16 protein-coding genes are annotated in these 18,546 nt (G+C 60.7%); 1 reads left to right on the top strand and 15 read right to left on the bottom strand.

All coding sequences use genetic code 11. The annotated features are described in order from the left end of the window. From ACSJLU_RS03720 to mraZ, 12 genes are all read right to left on the bottom strand, one after another. Window positions 1–921, bottom strand: a complete 921-nt coding sequence (locus tag ACSJLU_RS03720) for a D-alanine--D-alanine ligase (RefSeq protein ID WP_049207262.1) — start codon at window positions 919–921, stop codon at window positions 1–3. Next, entirely contained in the window at window positions 914–2,389 is a 1,476-nt protein-coding gene (gene murC / locus ACSJLU_RS03715) for a UDP-N-acetylmuramate--L-alanine ligase (RefSeq protein ID WP_025301571.1), read from the bottom strand. Before murC ends, ACSJLU_RS03720 begins: the two co-directional genes overlap by 8 nt. An 84-nt stretch (window positions 2,390–2,473) precedes the next feature. Next, the gene (gene murG, locus ACSJLU_RS03710) at window positions 2,474–3,538 is read right to left on the bottom strand and encodes an undecaprenyldiphospho-muramoylpentapeptide beta-N-acetylglucosaminyltransferase (RefSeq protein WP_004932773.1); all 1,065 of its coding nucleotides are present in this window, start codon (window positions 3,536–3,538) and stop codon (window positions 2,474–2,476) included. A 3-nt stretch (window positions 3,539–3,541) separates the two neighbouring features. Beyond that, entirely contained in the window at window positions 3,542–4,744 is a 1,203-nt protein-coding gene (ftsW, locus tag ACSJLU_RS03705) for a cell division protein FtsW (RefSeq protein WP_025301570.1), read from the bottom strand. Continuing rightward, window positions 4,741–6,060 carry a UDP-N-acetylmuramoyl-L-alanine--D-glutamate ligase gene (murD, locus tag ACSJLU_RS03700; RefSeq protein WP_025301569.1) on the bottom strand — a complete coding sequence of 440 codons (1,320 nt, stop codon included), beginning with the start codon at window positions 6,058–6,060 and terminating at the stop codon, window positions 4,741–4,743. The genes ftsW and murD overlap by 4 nt, the downstream gene beginning before the upstream one ends. A gap of 2 nt (window positions 6,061–6,062) precedes the next feature. Beyond that, window positions 6,063–7,145, bottom strand: a complete 1,083-nt coding sequence (gene mraY, locus ACSJLU_RS03695; protein WP_004932782.1) for a phospho-N-acetylmuramoyl-pentapeptide-transferase — start codon at window positions 7,143–7,145, stop codon at window positions 6,063–6,065. After that, complete coding sequence (gene murF / locus ACSJLU_RS03690) at window positions 7,139–8,500, bottom strand: UDP-N-acetylmuramoyl-tripeptide--D-alanyl-D-alanine ligase (protein WP_025301568.1); 1,362 nt, start codon at window positions 8,498–8,500, stop codon at window positions 7,139–7,141. Before murF ends, mraY begins: the two co-directional genes overlap by 7 nt. After that, a complete protein-coding gene (gene murE / locus ACSJLU_RS03685) occupies window positions 8,497–9,984 on the bottom strand; it encodes a UDP-N-acetylmuramoyl-L-alanyl-D-glutamate--2,6-diaminopimelate ligase (protein WP_049204795.1) in 1,488 nt (495 codons plus the stop codon). The genes murF and murE overlap by 4 nt, the downstream gene beginning before the upstream one ends. After that, the gene (locus tag ACSJLU_RS03680; protein ID WP_004932790.1) at window positions 9,971–11,734 is read right to left on the bottom strand and encodes a peptidoglycan glycosyltransferase FtsI; all 1,764 of its coding nucleotides are present in this window, start codon (window positions 11,732–11,734) and stop codon (window positions 9,971–9,973) included. The genes murE and ACSJLU_RS03680 overlap by 14 nt, the downstream gene beginning before the upstream one ends. 42 nt (window positions 11,735–11,776) lie before the next feature. Beyond that, a complete protein-coding gene (gene ftsL, locus ACSJLU_RS03675) occupies window positions 11,777–12,097 on the bottom strand; it encodes a cell division protein FtsL (RefSeq protein ID WP_025301566.1) in 321 nt (106 codons plus the stop codon). Further along, complete coding sequence (rsmH, locus tag ACSJLU_RS03670; RefSeq protein ID WP_025301565.1) at window positions 12,094–13,035, bottom strand: 16S rRNA (cytosine(1402)-N(4))-methyltransferase RsmH; 942 nt, start codon at window positions 13,033–13,035, stop codon at window positions 12,094–12,096. Before rsmH ends, ftsL begins: the two co-directional genes overlap by 4 nt. Before the next feature lie 2 nt (window positions 13,036–13,037). Further along, the gene (gene mraZ / locus ACSJLU_RS03665; protein ID WP_025159638.1) at window positions 13,038–13,496 is read right to left on the bottom strand and encodes a division/cell wall cluster transcriptional repressor MraZ; all 459 of its coding nucleotides are present in this window, start codon (window positions 13,494–13,496) and stop codon (window positions 13,038–13,040) included. A gap of 867 nt (window positions 13,497–14,363) precedes the next feature. Here mraZ and ACSJLU_RS03660 point away from each other — a divergent pair. Further along, window positions 14,364–14,804, top strand: a complete 441-nt coding sequence (locus ACSJLU_RS03660) for an L-alanine exporter AlaE (protein ID WP_025301564.1) — start codon at window positions 14,364–14,366, stop codon at window positions 14,802–14,804. 37 nt (window positions 14,805–14,841) lie between these two features. Here ACSJLU_RS03660 and cra read toward each other — a convergent pair whose 3' ends face one another. From cra to ilvI, 3 genes are all read right to left on the bottom strand, one after another. Beyond that, on the bottom strand, window positions 14,842–15,846 hold the full coding sequence (cra, locus tag ACSJLU_RS03655; RefSeq protein ID WP_025301563.1) for a catabolite repressor/activator: 1,005 nt from the start codon (window positions 15,844–15,846) through the stop codon (window positions 14,842–14,844). Between the two features lie 218 nt (window positions 15,847–16,064). Beyond that, window positions 16,065–16,556: an acetolactate synthase small subunit gene (gene ilvN / locus ACSJLU_RS03650; RefSeq protein ID WP_004932806.1), complete on the bottom strand. Its 492-nt coding sequence runs from the start codon at window positions 16,554–16,556 to the stop codon at window positions 16,065–16,067. 2 nt (window positions 16,557–16,558) lie between these two features. Beyond that, complete coding sequence (gene ilvI / locus ACSJLU_RS03645; RefSeq protein WP_043135936.1) at window positions 16,559–18,277, bottom strand: acetolactate synthase 3 large subunit; 1,719 nt, start codon at window positions 18,275–18,277, stop codon at window positions 16,559–16,561. Window positions 18,278–18,546: the final 269 nt, after the last annotated feature.

Here is an 18,546-nt window from a genome sequence, read left to right as displayed (position 1 = left end):
TCAGTCGGCCAACTCCAAAATTCTCGCCACTAGCTGCGAGAAGCTTAATCCAAACTGGCGCGCCGCCATCGGCACCAGGCTATGACTGGTCATGCCCGGAGAGGTGTTCACCTCAAGCAGATAGAAGCTGCCATCGCTGTCTTGCATCACGTCGACGCGGCCCCAGCCGCTGCAGTCCAGACCGCGGTAGGCGCGCAGCGCCAACGCCGCCATCTCGGCTTCCTGCTCGGCGCTCAAACCGCTCGGGCAGAAGTACTGCGTATCGTCCGAAATGTACTTGGCCTGGTAGTCGTAAAACACGCCGGCCGGCTGGATACGGATCGACGGCAACACCTGGTCGCCCAGCATTGCCACCGTGTATTCCGGCCCGCTCAACCACTTCTCCACCAGCACATCGTCGTCATGGCGGAAGGCTTCTTCCAGCGCCGCTGCCAACGCCGCGCTTTCGGTGACCTTGCTCATGCCGACGCTGGAGCCTTCACGGCTCGGCTTGACGATCACCGGCAGGCCGAGATCCGCCACGCGCGCCAGCAGCGCCGCTTTTTCGGCGCCGAAGTACAGCTGGTGATTCAGCGCCACGTAAGGCGCCACCGGCAAGCCCATCGACTGCCACACCATCTTGGTGCGCCATTTGTCCATGGTCAGCGCCGAGGCCATCACGCCGCTGCCGGTATAAGGCAGCTCGAGGAACTCCAGCAGCCCCTGCAGGGTGCCGTCCTCGCCGCCGCGGCCGTGCAGCGCGATAAACACTTTGGTGAACCCTTGATCTTTCAGCTGGGTCACCGGGAAATCGCGGGTATCGACGCCGTGCGCATCGATGCCGGCTTCGCGCAACCCGGCCAGCACCGCGGCGCCGGACTGCAGAGAAACGTCACGTTCAGCGGAGGTGCCGCCCAGCAGAACTGCAACTTTATCAGCCATGGTGCTCCTCCTCTTTCTTCGGCGGCTGCAGCTTCAGCTCGGCCAGTTTACGGGCGATTTTGCCCACGTTGCCGGCGCCTTGCACCAGCACCAGGTCTTCATCCTGCAGCAGCTGCGCCAGCGTTTCCGGCACGGTATCGGCATCGGAAACCAGGATCGGATCCAGCTTGCCGCGGCTGCGGATGGTGCGGCACAGCGAGCGGCTGTCCGCGCCCGGGATCGGCGCTTCACCGGCGGCGTACACGTCAAGCATCAGCAGCACATCCACCTGCGACAGCACGTTGGCGAAATCGTCGTACAGATCGCGAGTACGCGTGTAGCGGTGCGGCTGGAAGATCATCACCAGACGCTTGTCCGGCCAGCCGGCGCGCGCCGCTTTCAGCGTGGCGTCCACTTCGGTCGGATGGTGGCCATAATCGTCCACCAGCATCGCGCTGCCCGCTTTGCCGTTGACCGGCTCCAGCGGAAACTCGCCGAGGAAATCGAAGCGGCGCCCAGTGCCCTGGAAGCCCGCCAGCGCGCGCAGGATATCTTCGTCGTCGATGCCTTCTTCGGTCGCTACCGCCACCGCCGCCGCTGCGTTCAACGCATTGTGGCGGCCCGGCGCGTTCAGCGTCACCGTCAGCAACGGTTTGTCCTGACGGCTCAGGGTAAAGTGCCCCTGCGGCCCAATCTGCCGGTAGTCTTCGATGCGCACGTCGGCATCTTCACTGAAGCCGTAGGTGGTGATATGGCGACCCACGCGCGGCAACAGCTCGCGCACCACCGGATCGTCGATGCACATCACTGCGCGGCCATAGAACGGCAGGTTGTGCAAGAAATTGATAAACGTCTGTTTCAGGTTCTCGAAGTCGCCCTGGTAGGTGTCCATGTGGTCGGCTTCGATGTTGGTGACCACGGCCACCATCGGCTGCAGATGCAGGAACGACGCATCGCTCTCATCCGCTTCCGCGATCAGATAACGGCTGGACCCCAGTCGTGCGTGGGTCCCCGCCGCCTTCACCAGCCCGCCGTTGACGAAGGTCGGGTCCAGGCGGGCTTCGGCGTAAATGCTCGAGACCATCGCCGTGGTGGTGGTTTTGCCGTGCGTGCCGGCGATAGCGATACCGTGGCGAAAACGCATCAGCTCCGCCAGCATTTCAGCGCGGCGGATCACCGGGATGCGCGCTTCACGAGCGGCGACGATCTCCGGGTTGTCGGCGGAGATGGCGGTAGACACCACCACCACGCTCGCATCCAACACGTTTTCCGGACGGTGATTGAAATAAATCGTCGCCCCGAGCGCGCTCAACTGTTGGGTGACCGGATTCGGCGCCAGGTCGGAGCCGCTGATCTGATACCCTTCGTTTGCCAACACTTCGGCGATACCACCCATGCCGGCACCACCGATGCCGACAAAGTGAATGTGCCGGACGCGACGCATCTCGGGCACGATAGTACGTAGTTTCGCCAGTTGTTGTGTATTCATCACTCTCTCTAATCCGGATCCGGTACCCCGGCCCTACATCACATTGCTTTTATTCAGGTTCGGCGCGCCGAACCCCTGCACTCGTTACTTGGCGAGCCGCACCAGCTCCGCCGCCACGCGCTCGGTGGCATCCGGAATGGCGACCGCACGCGCTTTCTCGGCCATGGCCAGCAGCGTCTTGCGATCCCAACTCGCCAGCAGTTCGGCCACCACATCGGCGTTAAACTGCGGCTGTTCGATAATCTTCGCCGCGCCGGCTTCTTCCAGCGGACGCGCGTTCCAGTACTGCTGACGATCCTTGTGCATAAACGGCACGAAGATCGCCGGCAGCCCTGCCGCCGCGATTTCACTGACGGTCAACGCGCCGGAGCGGCAGACCACCACGTCGGCCCAGGCATAGGCGGCGGCCATGTCGTCGATGAACTCGGTCACTTTGTGCTGCGTCTGCCCTACCCTTTCGTAGTCGCGCAGCACCGTTTCCAGCGCGCCCTTGCCAACCTGATGCCAGAGCGTAATTCTATCGCCCAAACGCGCCGCGACTTCAGGAACTGTCTGATTCAGCACGCGGGCGCCCTGACTTCCGCCAATCACCAGCACGCGGATCGGGCCTTCGCGCCCTTGCAACCGCTCTGCCGGCAGTGGCAGCGCCAACACGTCGGTACGCACCGGGTTGCCCACCACCTCGGCGTTCGGGAACGCGCCGGGGAAGGCCTGCATCACTTTGGCGGCGATGCGCGCCAGCCAGCGGTTGGTCAAACCGGCGATGCCGTTCTGCTCGTGCAGCACCACCGGGATGCCGCACTGCCAGGCTGCCAGGCCGCCGGGACCGGAGACGTAACCGCCCATTCCCAGCACCACATCCGGCTGATAGCTGCGCATAATGGCTTTTGCCTGACGCACCGCCTGCCAGATCCGCAGCGGTGCGGTCAATTGAGCCTTCAGGCCCTTGCCGCGCAGGCCGGAGATGCGGATAAAATCGATCTCGATCCCGTGCTTCGGCACCAGATCGGCTTCCATTCGGTCTGCGGTTCCGAGCCAGCGCACCTGCCAGCCCTGCGCCATCAGATGATGCGCGACCGCCAGCCCCGGGAACACGTGCCCGCCGGTACCGCCTGCCATCACCATTAAACGCTTAGGTTTCCCGCTCATCCCTTACCTCTTCACAAACGCCTGAGCCTTGGTCAGGCGCGTTTCATAATCAATTCGCAGCAACAGCACGATCGCCGTCGACATAATCAGCAAGCTCGAACCGCCGTAACTGATCAGCGGCAGCGTCAGACCTTTGGTCGGCAGCATGCCCGCGGCGGCGCCGACGTTAACCAGCGCCTGGAAGCTGAACCACACGCCGATCGCGCAGGCCAGGAAGCCGGAGAAGCGTTGGTCGATCTCCAGCGCGCGGCGCCCGATGGACATCGCGCGAAAAGCGACGAAGAATACCATTAACAGGGCTAAAACCACACCGATATAGCCCAGTTCTTCCCCCAAAATGGAGAAGATGAAGTCGGTGTGTGCCTCTGGCAAATACTCCAGTTTCTGCACCGAGTTGCCGAGCCCCTGCCCCCAGAACTCGCCGCGGCCGAACGCCATCAGCGACTGGGTCAGCTGGTAGCCGCTGCCGAACGGGTCGGCCCACGGGTTCCAGAACGACGTCACGCGGCGCATACGGTACGGTTCCGCGATGATCAGCAGCACCACGGCGAACACGCCGGAGCCGATGATCGCCAGGAACTGCCACATTTTCGCACCGGCCAGGAACAGCATTGCCAGCGTGGTGATGAACAGCACCACCACGGTACCGAGGTCCGGCTGCGCCAGCAGCAGCACCGCCAGCACCACCATCACGCCCATCGGCTTGCAGAAGCCCCAGAAGTTGCTGCGCACCTCTTCCACCTTGCGCACCAGATAGCTCGCCAGGTAGCAGAACAGCGACAGCTTGGACAGCTCCGCGGGCTGAATACGCAGCGGGCCGAGTGCGATCCAACGCGAGGCCCCGTTTACCGAGCTCCCCACCACCAGGACGATCAGCAGCATCACGATCGACATCAGCAGCATCACGTTGCTGTAGCGCTGCCAAATTTCCATCGGGATGCGCAGCGTCACCAGCGACAGGCCGAACGCCAGGCCGAGGTACAGCGCGTCACGTTTGGCGAACAGGAACGGATCGTCCGCCAGGCGTTGGCCGATCGGCATCGAGGCCGAGGTCACCATCACGAAGCCGATGATCGCCAAGCCGAAGGTCAACCACAGCAGGGTGCGATCGTACAGCACCATGTTGACCGCGTCGTTGTCGCGCGCGCCGGTCACCCAGTCTTTCAGCCGTTCTGTCAGCCCGAAGTTCGGCAAGCGTAGTTTCATCCGCCAAGCTCCTGCGCCAGGCGGGCGAACTCATCGCCGCGCACTTCAAAATTACGGAACTGATCGAGGCTGGCGCAGGCCGGCGACAACAGCACCATATCGCCGGGCTGTACGCGGCCGGCGATGGTGCGCATCGCCTGCTCCATGGTCTCGGTCAACGTCGCCACTTCCGGCCGCAGCTGTGCCAGCTGAGCGCCGTCACGGCCAAAACAATACAGACGCACGTTGTCGCCCTGCAGATAGCGCGCCAGCGGCGAGAAATCGGCGGACTTGCCGTCGCCGCCCAGCAGCAGATGCAGCGTGCCGTCCACCTGCAGGCCGTTCAGCGCCGCTTCGGTGCTGCCGACGTTGGTGGCTTTGGAATCGTTGATCCAACGCACGCCGTTGTGCTCCCAGGCTAGCTGGAAGCGGTGCGCCAGGCCGGTGAAGGTGGTCAGCGCCTTCAGGCTGGACGCACGCGGGATATTGACCGCATCCGCCAACGCCAGCGCCGCCAGGGCGTTGGTGTAATTGTGGCGGCCGGTCAGCTTCATTTCGCGCGTATTCAGCACCTTCTCACCGCGCACCCGCAGCCAGGTTTCCCCCTGCTGGCGGTTCAAGTGATAGTCGCCTACGTCCGCGCCGAAGCTGACACAGCGTTCGTCGGCGCCGCGCACCGGCATGGTCAGCGCGTCGTCCGCGTTCACCACGCACACCGCGGCGTTTTCATAGACGCGCAGCTTGGCGCCGCGATACTGCTGCAGGCCGAACGGATAACGATCCATATGATCTTCGGTCACGTTCAGGATGGTCGCCGCCGCCGCCCGCAGGCTATACGTCGTTTCCAGCTGGAAGCTGGACAGCTCCAGCACGTAAAGCTGACATTCCTGACGCAACAGGCTCAGCGCCGGCAGGCCGATATTGCCGCCCACGCCCACCGCCCAACCGGCGGCTTTCGCCATCTCGCCCACCAGGGTGGTGACGGTGCTCTTGCCGTTGGAGCCGGTAATCGCCACGATCGGCGCCTGCGCCTCGCGGCAGAACAGTTCGACGTCGCCGACGATTTCGACGCCGGCGTCAGCCGCGGCGCTCAATGCCGGGGTCGCCAGCGCGACGCCCGGGCTGGCGACGATCAGATCCGCCGCCAGCAGCCAGTCTTGATTCAGATCGCCCAGATGGCGCTCCACGCTTTCAGGCAGTTTGTCCAACCCTGGCGGCGCGATACGGGTATCCATCACGCGCGGCGTCACGCCGCGCGCCATGAAGAAATCGACACAGGACAGGCCGGTGAGGCCCAACCCGATGATGACGACTTTTCTACCCTGATAGTCTGCCATGATTAACGCACCTTCAGCGTTGCCAGGCCAATCAGCACCAGCATCAGCGAAATGATCCAGAAGCGCACGATCACGCGCGGTTCCGGCCAGCCTTTCAATTCATAGTGGTGGTGAATCGGCGCCATGCGGAAAATGCGTTGTCCGCGCAGCTTGAACGATCCCACCTGCAGGATCACCGACAGCGTCTCTACCACGAACACGCCGCCCATGATCACCAGCAAGAACTCCTGGCGCAGCAGCACCGCGATGGTGCCCAGCGCGCCGCCCAGCGCCAGCGAACCGACGTCGCCCATAAACACCTGAGCCGGGTAGGTATTGAACCACAGGAACCCGAGGCCGGCGCCGACGATGGCGGTGCAGACGATCACCAACTCACCGGCATGACGCAGATACGGAATGTGCAGGTAGTTGGCGAAGTTCATATTACCGGTCGCCCAGGCCACCAGCGCGAAGCCGGCCGCCACGAATACCGTCGGCATGATCGCCAGGCCGTCCAGGCCGTCGGTCAGGTTAACCGCGTTGCTGGTGCCGACGATGACGAAATAGGCCAGCAGGATGTACAGCAGGCCCAGCTGCGGCATCACGTCCTTAAAGAACGGCACAACCAGCTCGGTGGCTGGCGTGTCTTTTCCTACGGCGTACATGGCGAATGCGACAATCAGCGCAATCACCGATTGCCAGAAATACTTCCAGCGGGCGATCAGCCCTTTGGTGTCCTTACGCACCACCTTGCGGTAGTCGTCAACGAAGCCGACGATGCCGTAACCCACCAGCACAAACAGCACGCACCAGACATATGGGTTGGACGGGTAGGCCCACATCAGCACCGAAATGGTGATGGAGGTCAGGATCATGATGCCGCCCATGGTCGGCGTGCCGCGCTTGCTGAAGTGCGACTCGGGGCCGTCGTTGCGCACCACCTGACCGAAGGACATTTCTTGCAGGCGCTTGATCACCCGCGGGCCCATCCACAGTGACAGGAACAGCGCGGTCAGCAGGCTGACAATGGCTCGGAACGTCAGATAAGAAAAGACGTTGAAGCCTGAGTAATACTTGACCAAATGTTCGGCCAGCCAAACTAACATGGTGCTTTCTCCTGTAACGCGCGTACTACCTGCTCCATTGCGGCACTACGTGAACCTTTGATTAACACGGTGATGACCGCATGTTCCGACAGTAATTCCGCCACGCGCGCGATCACTGCTGTCTTGTCCTGATAATGTTCGCCGTTGCCGGAGGCTTCGCTCAGCACGCGGCTCAACCCGCCGACGCTGATCACTTTATCGACCCCGGCCAGGCGGGCGGCTTCACCCACCTGACGGTGGCACTCTTCCGCTTCTGCGCCCAGCTCGGCCATATCGCCGACCACCATCACGCGGTAGCCCGGCATTTCCGCCAGCACCTGCGCCGCCGCGGTCATCGACCCGACGTTGGCGTTATAGCTGTCGTCCAGCAGCAGCTTGCCTTCGGCCAGCGCCACCGGGAACAAGCGCCCCGGCACCGCCTGCAATTGTTTCAACCCCTGACGCACCGCTTCGAGCGTCGCGCCCACCGACATCGCCAGCGCCGTGGCCGCCAGCGCGTTGGCCACGTTGTGGCGCCCCGGCAGCGGCAGTGCGATCTCGGCGGTGCCGAACGGGCTGTGCAGCGTGAACTGCGTACCTGCGCCATTCACCCGCACGTTGTCCGCGAAGAAGTCCACACCTTCGGCGGCCTGCGGCGAGAAGCGCCAGACGGTTTTGCCGACCAGCATGCTCTGCCAGTGCGGCCAATCGTTGTTATCGGCGTTGATGATCGCCACGCCGTCGGCCGGCAGGCCGGTAAAGATTTCACCTTTCGCCTGAGCGACGCCGGCCAGCGAGCCGAAGCCTTCCAGGTGCGCCGCCGCCAGGTTATTCACCAAAGCGGTCTGCGGACGCGTCAATGCGGTGGTGTAAGCGATTTCGCCAATGTGGTTAGCGCCCAGCTCTATCACGGCAAAATCATGCTGCGGCTCCAGACGCAACAGCGTCAGCGGCACGCCGATGTCGTTATTGAAGTTACCGGCGGTATACAGCACTTCGCCGCATTCACGCAGAATGGCGGCGGTCATTTCTTTCACCGATGTCTTGCCCGAGGAGCCGGTCAGCGCCACCACGCGCGCCGGCACCTGCTGACGCACCCAGGCGCCAAGCTGCCCCAGCGCCAAACGGGTGTCTTCCACCACCAGCTGCGGCACGTCCACCAATAAGCGCTTACTGACCAGCAATGCCCCGGCGCCTGCGGCTACGGCATCCGCCGCGAAGTCGTGAGCGTCGAAACGCTCACCTTTCAGCGCCACAAACAGGCAACCGGCGGTCACCTTGCGGGTGTCTGTCGTCACCTCGACAATTTGGCAATCGGCGCCGATCGGTTCAGCGCTCAATACCTCAGCCAGTGTCTGAAGAGAGACAGGGATCATGCCAGCACCCCCAGCAGTCGGGCGACCGTCGTGCGGTCGGAGTAATCCAGGCGGCGGTTGCCCACCAGCTGATAATCTTCATGGCCCTTGCCCGCCACCAACACCACATCCTGCGCCTGCGCTTGCATGATGGCGCTGGTTACCGCTTCGGCGCGGCCGTGGATCACCAGCGCCTGCCCGGCGTCCAGCAATCCGGTCAGGATGTCGTTGATAATTGCGCGCGGCTCTTCGGTACGCGGGTTGTCATCGGTGATCACCACGCGATCGGCGAACTGCTCGGCAATACCGCCCATCAGCGGACGCTTGCCCTTGTCGCGATCGCCGCCGCAGCCGAAGACGCACCACAGCTGCCCCTGGCAGTGCAAGCGCGCGGCTTCCAGCGCTTTCTCCAGCGCATCCGGCGTGTGGGCGTAATCCACCACCACCGTCGGTTTGCCCGGCGCGTTAAACACTTCCATGCGGCCGCAGACCGGCTGCAGACGGCTGCCGGTTTCCACCAGCGCCTCCAGCGGATAGCCCAGCGACAGCAGCGTGGCCAAGGCCAACAGCAGGTTGCTGACGTTGAAAGCGCCCATCAGGCGGCTTTCGATCTCGCCGTCGCCCCAGCTGGAGCTGAAACGAACGGTGGCGCCGTTGTCGTGATAATCGACCGCCGTGGTTTTCAGCCAGCGGCCGTGGCCGCCCGGCTGCAGGTTGCCCTGCATCGTCACCGCCACCGCATCCGGCAGCTTGCCGAGCCAGCGCTGACCGACTTCATCGTCGGCGTTGATGATCGCCTGCCCCACGCTGTGGGCGGCGAACAGCGACCATTTGGCCGCCTCGTAATTGGCCATGTCACCGTGGTAATCCAGGTGATCGCGGCTCAGGTTGGTGAAGACCGCCGCGGCGAACGGCAGCGCCGCCACCCGGTGTTGCACCAGACCGTGGGAAGAAACTTCCATCGCGGCGAAGGTCGCGCCCTGTTCCGCCAACTCGTTTAATACGTGTTGAACATCCACCGCAGAACCGGTGGTATTCTCGGTCGGACACACCTGGCCCAGCAGGCCGTTGCCGACGGTGCCCATCACCGCGCTGGTTTCGCCCAGCAGTTGGCTCCACTGCGCCAACAGCTGCGTAGTGGTGGTTTTGCCGTTGGTGCCGGTCACGCCGACCAGACGCAGACGCTCGCCCGGCTGGTGGTAAAAACGCCCGGCCAGCGCGGAAAGGCGCTGGTTCAGTTGGCTCAGGTAGATCACCGGCACGCCGTGCATCTCAACGATGGCGCCGTCTTCGGCCTGACCGTCAGCTTCGGCGATCACGGCGGCGACGCCCTGCGCAATGGCCTGCGGAATATAGCGGCGTCCATCCGTTTGATGGCCAACCACGGCGACAAACAGATCCCCGGCAGCCGCCACACGGCTGTCTAATGTCATTTCCCGCAGCGCGCGCCCGGGCGCCGTCGGCACCCACGGGGCGAGTAAGTCGCGCAAATTACGATCTGCCACCTGAACCCTCTTTCTTGTTAATCACTAATTCGCTTTTGTCACCGGTGGGCAACGCGTCAGGCTCGACGTTCATGGTGCGCAATACGCCGCCCATGATGGCGCCGAACACCGGCGCGGAGATTGCGCCACCATAGTATTTCCCACCCTGCGGGTCGTTGATGACGACCACCAGGGCAAAACGGGGGTTACTTGCCGGCGCGACGCCGGCGGTATAAGCGATGTATCGGTTGACGTATTTGCCGTCCGGGCCCACTTTTTTCGCGGTACCGGTTTTGATGGCGATACGGTATCCCTTGATGGCGGCTTTCACGCCGCCGCCGCCCGGCAAGGCCACGCTTTCCATCATGTGCACCACGGTGCGCACCAGAGGTTCAGGGAAAACGCGTTCGCCGGCGACCGGAGGGTCAACCTTGGTGATCGACAATGGGCGATACACGCCCAGACTGCCGATCGTTGCATAGACTCGCGCCAACTGTAACGGAGTTACCATCAGCCCGTAGCCGAAAGAGAAGGTGGCCCTCTCTATGTCAGACCACCGTTGTTTTTTTGGGTATATGCCACTGCTTTCTCCGACCAGCCCCAAATTGGTCGCTTTTCCCAGCCCAAAACGAGAGTAAGTATCTACTAACGCTGAGGACGGCATCGCTAACGCCAGCTTTGAAACACCGACGTTACTCGACTTCTGCAAGATCCCGGTCAATGACAGCTCCGAGTACCGCGCCACGTCTTTGATCTCGTGGCCCTGAATGCGATACGGGATGGTGTTCAGCACGCTGTTTTCTCTCACCACGCCGTTTTGCAGCGCGGTCATCACCACCATCGGCTTCACGGTTGAACCGGGTTCAAAAATATCGGTGATAGCACGGTTACGCATGGTCTCTTTCGGCGTACCGGCCATGTTGTTCGGGTTGTAAGACGGGCTGTTGGCCATCGCCAGCACTTCGCCGGTGTTCACGTCGATCAGCACCGCAGTGCCCGATTCGGCCTTGTTGAACGCCACCGCGTTGTTCAGCTCGCGATACACCAGCGCCTGCAGGCGCTCATCGACGCTCAGCACCAGGTTGTGCGCAGCCTGGCTGTCGACGGAGGAGATATCTTCGATCACCCGGCCGAAGCGGTCCTTACGCACCGTTCTCTCGCCCGGTTGCCCGGTCAGCCAGCGGTCGAAGCTCTTCTCGACGCCTTCGATGCCTTGCCCGTCGATGTTGGTCACACCGATGATGTGCGACGTCACCTGCCCCGCCGGGTAGTACCGGCGCGACTCCTGCCGCAGGTAGATCCCCGGCAGCTTGAGTTTGTGGATGTAGTCGCCAATCGCCGGGTTCACCTGGCGCGCCAGATAAACGAAGCGCCCTTTCGGGTTGGCGTTGATGCGGTTGGAAAGCTGGTCCAGCGGGATGTTGAGCGCATCGGAAAGCGCTTTCCAACGGCTGTCCAGCGTGATGCCGCCGCGCTCGTTCAGCTCTTTCGGATCCGCCCACACCGCATTGACCGGCACGCTGACCGCCAACGGACGGCCGGCGCGATCGCTGATCATGCCCCGCGCGGTCGGCACTTCCTGCACGCGCAGCGAACGCATGTCGCCTTCTTTCACCAGACGATCGGGGTTGATGACCTGCAGGTACGCGACGCGCAGCATCAGGCCAACCATCGCCAGCAAAATGCAGCCGCACAGCAACGCAAAACGCCAGCTGACAAAGCTGGCCTGATCTTCCTGGCGTCTCAACTTACCGGGGCGCGCTGCTTTCATGCGTTTCCTTTCTACTCCGTGTCATTATTCCGGTTAAACCATTCATTGTTTAACGATGATATTTTCCTGCGATGGATCAACATGTTGCATCTGCAGTTTTTCTGTCGCGATACGTTCAACCCGGCTGTGATCGCCGAGGGCGTTCTCTTCTAAAATCAGGTTGCGCCACTCGATATCCAGCGCATCACGCTCCAGAACCAGCTGTTCGCGCTCGGCGGTCAGCAGGCGGGTGCGGTGCGCGGTGGTCACCACGAAAACCGCGGAGACCAGTGACGCAATCAGTAAAATCATGGGGATCTTGGCGTTGCGCAGCAGATCGCCGCCAATCACCCCGACCAGGCCGTGACGTTCGTTGCCGATCACGCGGGCATCCTCTCAGCAATACGCAGCACCGAGCTGCGCGCACGCGGGTTGTCCGCCACTTCCGCTTCCGACGGCATCATTTTGCCCAGCGCTTTCAGCGTTCGTCCGCCCATGCTGCGCAGTTGCTCTTCGGTCAACGGAATGCCCGCCGGCACCTGAGCGCCGCGGCTGTGGTGACGCATAAAGCGTTTGACGATGCGGTCTTCCAGCGAATGGAAACTTATGATCGACAAACGGCCCTGTGGGGCCAGCACTTCCAGCGCGCCGTCGAGCGCACGCTCGATCTCTTCCAGCTCGCTGTTGATATAGATGCGGATCGCCTGGAAGCTGCGCGTCGCCGGATGCTTGTGCTTTTCACGGAACGGGCTGGCATCGGCAATCAGATCCGCCAACTCTTTGGTGCGCGTCATCGGCTCCACGCGGTTTCTTTCGACGATGGCGCGTGCGATGCGCTTGGCGAAACGCTCTTCGCCAAAGGTTTTCAGCACCCAGGCGATATCGTCCGCCTCGGCCTTCATCAGCCAATCCGCGGCGGACAGGCCGGTGGACGGATCCATGCGCATGTCCAGCGGACCGTCGCGCATAAAGGAGAACCCGCGCTCTGCGTCGTCAAGCTGCGGCGAGGAAACGCCCAGATCGAGCAGAACGCCGTCGATCTTGCCGACCAGTTCGCGCTCCCGCACATAGTGCGACAACTCGGAAAATGGGCCGTGTACGATGGTAAAACGGGGATCTTCAATAGATTTGGCGGCTGCAATCGCCTGAGGGTCACGGTCAATTGCCAGCAAGCGCCCTTCCGGCCCCAGCTGGGACAGAATCAGACGAGAATGGCCACCGCGACCAAAAGTACCGTCGATATATATGCCGTTGCTGCGGATGTTGAGGCCGTTGACGGCTTCGTCCAGCAGGACGGTGGTGTGTTTATAGTTTTCCAACATGCTTATAGCGACAAGTCCTGTAGCCGCTCAGACAACGGTTCCTGAGTCGACTGTTCAGCGTCAATATCATCCTTGACTTGTTGATACCAGGTCTGTTCATCCCACAGTTCAAACTTGTTGAACTGACCGACCAGCATCACTTCTTTTGTGAGCCCGGCGTGTTGCCGCAGCGTATTGGCAAGCAGCAAACGACCGGCACTATCCATCTGACACTCACTGGCATGCCCCAACAGCAGGCGCTGAACGCGGCGCTCGGCGGGATTCATGCTCGACAGACGTGATAATTTTTGTTCAATAATTTCCCATTCGGGCAAAGGATAAAGCAGCAGGCAGGGCTGATGGAGGTCAATGGTACAGACCATTTGGCCTTGCGATTCCTCGTTGAGCAATTCCCGATATCGGGTAGGTACGGCGAGCCGCCCTTTGCTGTCGAGGTTGACCATCGTCGCTCCACGGAACATTCCTGAGCTACCCCTTAGTGACCGTTTTCACCACTTTACCCCACAAATTCCCACACAATGGAGTTTACGGAGGGTATGAAAACCTTGTCAAGCCAGAGCGCCAGCGCTTTGGCAATATTTCTCTGGTCATTTTGGGAGCTGACTCGCGAAAGAAACTCTGATTATTCGACGATTAAAAATTAACACCATGATAAACGGAGAGAATTTTCTAAGCGGAAAGAATCTGATTAAAAACCTGACGAACTGGCGATTAATTAACTCATTACTTCCTTCTGCAAGCCATGTCTCATTTTTCAGCTCGGCAATCTCAGGGCTGTAACCGCTGCCGCCCCGCGCCCGCCAAGGCTCAGCGCCTGGCGAATCGACCGAAGAATAAGGCCATAACCCCTTGAGTTAATAACGCTCAATCGTTATTCACCGTGAAACTGCGCGCTATTTTACTTCAATTTGTCCCGCCATGATGAGAGCACGATAAAAATAAATGGCTCGGATATTACGAGCAGAAGTAATTTCGATTTAAATCAATTTGGTAAGATTATTCCCAAAATACCTGTTTACAATTATGGTTTCATTTTCTTACACCTTTATTTCCACAATTTTTGCCGGAAAAAAACCTCTTCAAACACCAAAAATCGCAACTGCATGTTTTTAATGAATTTATTTAAATTCACCGATTTTAATCTCCCTGTCCCATCCAGTGCCCCTGTTCTGCGGGACAAAAACCGAACAAATGTTAAAAATAAAAATTTAAATCCAGTTAAAAAACACAATACAGATTAGTACACTATATGAAGCGCAAAAAACCAGAACTAACAACTGCAAATAAATAATTTAACAGAACATTAACCAAAAAAAAGGAGAGAGTGCATGCTTTCGCCCGCCCCTCACTGGCGTAGCGCCGCTGCCGATACGTTCGCACTGGTGGTGTACTGCTTTATCGCCGGCATGGCGATAGAAGTGTTGATCTCCGGCATGAGCTTCCAGCAATCCCTCTCTTCGCGCCTGCTGTCGATCCCGGTCAACATCCTGATCGCCTGGCCTTATGGCCGCTATCGCGATCTGTTTATCCGCACGGCACGCCGCTGCCCGCGCGGCCAATTCCTACTGCGCAACCTCGCCGATCTGCTGGCTTACGTCAGTTTCCAGTCGCCGGTTTATGCCGCCATTCTGTGGAGCGTGGGCGCCGACGGCCAACAAATGCTGGCGGCGGTGACCAGCAATGCGCTGGTCTCCATGGCGATGGGCGTGGTGTATGGCTATTTCCTGGAATATTGCCGACGGCTGTTTCGGGTCGCGGGTTACGTCTAAACCAGGAGCCCGACAACGCGGGCTCCTGTAGAGCGGCCTATTTGCGGCTCAGGCTACCGCGGCGGAACAGATTACGGCGGATCCGCGTCAGTCCCGGTTTGGGTTTACGCGGTTCGTCCAGGCTGGCCAACACCAGCTCCAGCACGCGTTCGGCCACGTCGCGATGGCGCTGCGCTACCGCGAGCACCGGGCACTCCAGAAAATCCAACAGCTCATGGTCGCCGAAGGTGGCAATCGCCAGATCGGTCGGCAAACGGCCGCGTTGCTTCAGCGTCACGTCCATCACGCCCTGCAATAAAGAGAACGACGTGGTGAACAGCGCCTGCGGCATCGGGTGCGTTTTCAGCCATTCGGCAAACAGCGCGCCGGCGGCCTCACGCTCATAGCTGTTGGCGTACAGATAATCGACATGGCGAGGATCCTCTTGCCAGGCCTGACGGAAGCCCTGCTCACGCAGGAAGCTGACCGAAAGCTCCGGCAAGGCGCCCAGGTACAGTACCGACTCCGCCGGGAAGGTGCGCAGCTCCTGCGCCAGCGCAAAGGCATCTTCCTCGTCGGCCCCGACGACGCTGATGAAATGCTCGCGATCCAACGCGCGGTCCAGTGCGATGATCGGCAGCGGGTCGTTGGCCCAGCGTTGATAGAAGGGGTGCTCCGGCGGCAAGGCGGTGGAAACGATGATGGCGTCCACCTGACGCTGCAGCAAGTGCTCGATACAGCGCATTTCGTTGTCCGGCTGATCTTCGGAACAGGCGATCAGCAATTGATAACCACGCTGGCGCGCCTGGCGTTCCAGGTAGTTGGCGATGCGGGTATAGCTGGTATTTTCCAGATCCGGGATCACCAGACCGATAGAACGGGTGCGCCCAGCGCGCAGCCCTGCCGCGACGGCATTCGGGTGGTAGTTATGCTCCCTGACCACGGCCATCACTTTCTCGACGGTTTTATCGCTGACACGATACTGCTTCGCCTTGCCGTTGATGACATAACTGGCCGTCGTGCGCGAAACGCCCGCGAGACGCGCGATTTCATCCAGTTTCACATTAACCCCTTAATGACGCTGAAAATAGAAGTGAAGGCTGTGCTCGGATTAACCATGACATCCCGTGCGGTTATTCAATCCAGCCTCTGCGATCTAACAGCAGAAAACACTACCTAGCAACCGCTTTTGCCGAAAGGTGCCAGCAATCGGGCAAAAAAATGCCGAAAAACAAAGGGCGCAGCCATGCCGCGCCCCGATTATTCGCCACTAAACCGCGCTCAGCGCATGATTTTGTCGCCGCGCGACACGCCGACCACGCCGGAACGCGCCACTTCCACAATCTCCGCCACTTCACGCACCGCGCTCAGGAAGGCGTCGAGCTTGTCGCTGGTGCCGGCCAGCTGTACCGTGTACAGCGTCGCCGTCACATCGACGATCTGGCCGCGGAAAATGTCGGCGCAGCGCTTCACTTCTTCACGGCCATAACCGCTGGCCTGCAGCTTCACCAGCATGATCTCGCGCTCGACGTGAGCGCCTTGCACCAGCTCGCTGACGCGCAGCACGTCCACCAGCTTGTGCAGCTGTTTCTCAATCTGCTCCAGCACTTTCTCGTCGCCGACGGTCTGGATAGTCATGCGCGACAGCGTCGGATCGTCGGTCGGCGCCACCGTCAGGCTTTCAATGTTATAACCGCGCTGGGAGAACAGCCCGACCACGCGCGACAAGGCGCCGGATTCGTTTTCCAGCAAGACAGATAAAATACGGCGCATGATCAGGTCCTCTCCGTTTTGCTAAGCCACATTTCGTCCATGCTTCCGCCGCGGATCTGCATCGGGTAAACATGTTCGGTTTCATCGACGGTCACGTCGACGAACACCAGCCGCTCTTTTTCCGCCAGCGCCTGCGCCAGCTTGCTTTCCAGCTCATCCGGCGTGCGGATGGCGATGCCGACATGGCCGTAAGCCTCGGCCAGCTTGACGAAGTCCGGCAGCGAATCCATGTAAGACTGCGAATGGCGGCCGGAATAAATCATGTCCTGCCACTGCTTCACCATGCCCAGATAACGGTTATTGAGGTTCACCACCACCACCGGCAGGTTATATTGCAGCGCAGTGGACAGCTCCTGAATATTCATCTGAATGCTGCCGTCGCCGGTCACGCACACCACGGTTTCTTCCGGCAGCGCCAGCTTGACGCCCAATGCCGCCGGCAGGCCGAAGCCCATGGTGCCGAGGCCGCCGGAGTTGATCCAGCGGCGCGGTTTGTCGAACGGATAATAGAGCGCGGCGAACATCTGGTGCTGGCCCACGTCCGAGGTGACGTAGGCGTCGCCTTTGGTCAGGCGGTGCAGGGTTTCGATCACCGCCTGCGGCTTGATGGTGCCGCTGTGCTTGTCGTAACCCAGGCAGTCGCGGGCACGCCACTGCTCGATAGACTGCCACCAGTCGCGCAGCGCATCGTGATCCTGCGCTTTCTCATCCTGCGCCAGCAGCTCCAGCATTTGAACCAACACCTGCTTGGCATCGCCGACGATCGGAATATCGGCGTCCACCGTTTTGGAGATCGAAGTCGGATCGATATCAATGTGCAGCACGGTGGCGTCCGGGCAGTATTTAGCCAGATTGTTGGTGGTGCGATCGTCGAAGCGCACGCCTACGGCGAAGATCACGTCGGCATGGTGCATGGTTTTGTTGGCTTCATAGGTTCCGTGCATGCCGAGCATACCGACGCTCTGACGATGGGTGCCGGGGAAAGCGCCCAATCCCATCAGGCTGCTGGTTACCGGCAGGTTCAGCTGCTCCGCCAACGACAGTAATTCAGCTTCACAACCGGCGTTGATCGCGCCACCGCCGACGTACATCACCGGCTTTTTGGCCGCCAGAATGGTTTGTAACGCGCGTTTGATCTGCCCGCGGTGGCCCTGCACCGTCGGGTTATAAGAACGCATGCTCACGTCCTGCGGGTAGGCATAAGGCATCCGCACCGCCGGACCGACAATATCTTTCGGCAGATCGATCACTACCGGGCCGGGGCGGCCGCTGGAGGCCAGGTAAAAGGCCTTCTTCAACACCGCCGGGATGTCTTCGGTGCGTTTTACCAGGAAGCTGTGCTTCACCACCGGACGCGAAATCCCCACCATATCGCACTCCTGGAAGGCGTCGTAGCCGATCAGCGAGCTGGGCACCTGTCCCGACAGCACCACCATCGGGATCGAATCCATATAGGCGGTGGCAATACCGGTAATGGCATTGGTGGCGCCGGGGCCGGAGGTCACCAGCACCACGCCCACTTCACCGGTGGCGCGCGCGTAGCCGTCGGCCATGTGCACCGCCCCCTGCTCGTGGCGCACCAGAATATGATCGATCCCTCCGACCGTATGCAGGGCGTCGTAGATATCGAGCACTGCCCCGCCGGGGTAGCCGAATACATGCTTAACGCCCTGATCGATCAACGATCGGACGACCATCTCGGCTCCTGACAACATCTCCATGGGTTTGCCTCCAGGCTTGCTTATTCTTCTCTGGCGCCGGAACGTAGCGCCTGCTGCGGGGCAATGCCCCTAAATTTTTATGGGTTGTCGCTATCGAATTAACATAACGTCAGAAGATGGGGCAGGCAAACGGCAAAATGGCTTAACAGCGGCGGGGTTATTGCCAAGCGGCTGGAGATCGCGGCTTTATAAAAACAATGCGCTAGCCCCAGAGGCGTCAGGCTAGGCATTGTTTCGAACAGAGGGAAAATTACAGAACTAAATCAGGC

Origin of the sequence: Serratia bockelmannii, from assembly GCF_051803255.1 — a bacterium.
Classification (GTDB): domain Bacteria; phylum Pseudomonadota; class Gammaproteobacteria; order Enterobacterales; family Enterobacteriaceae; genus Serratia; species Serratia bockelmannii.
The sequence above is the reverse complement of the archived record's forward strand: the minus strand, read 5'-3'. Positions and strand labels throughout refer to the sequence as shown.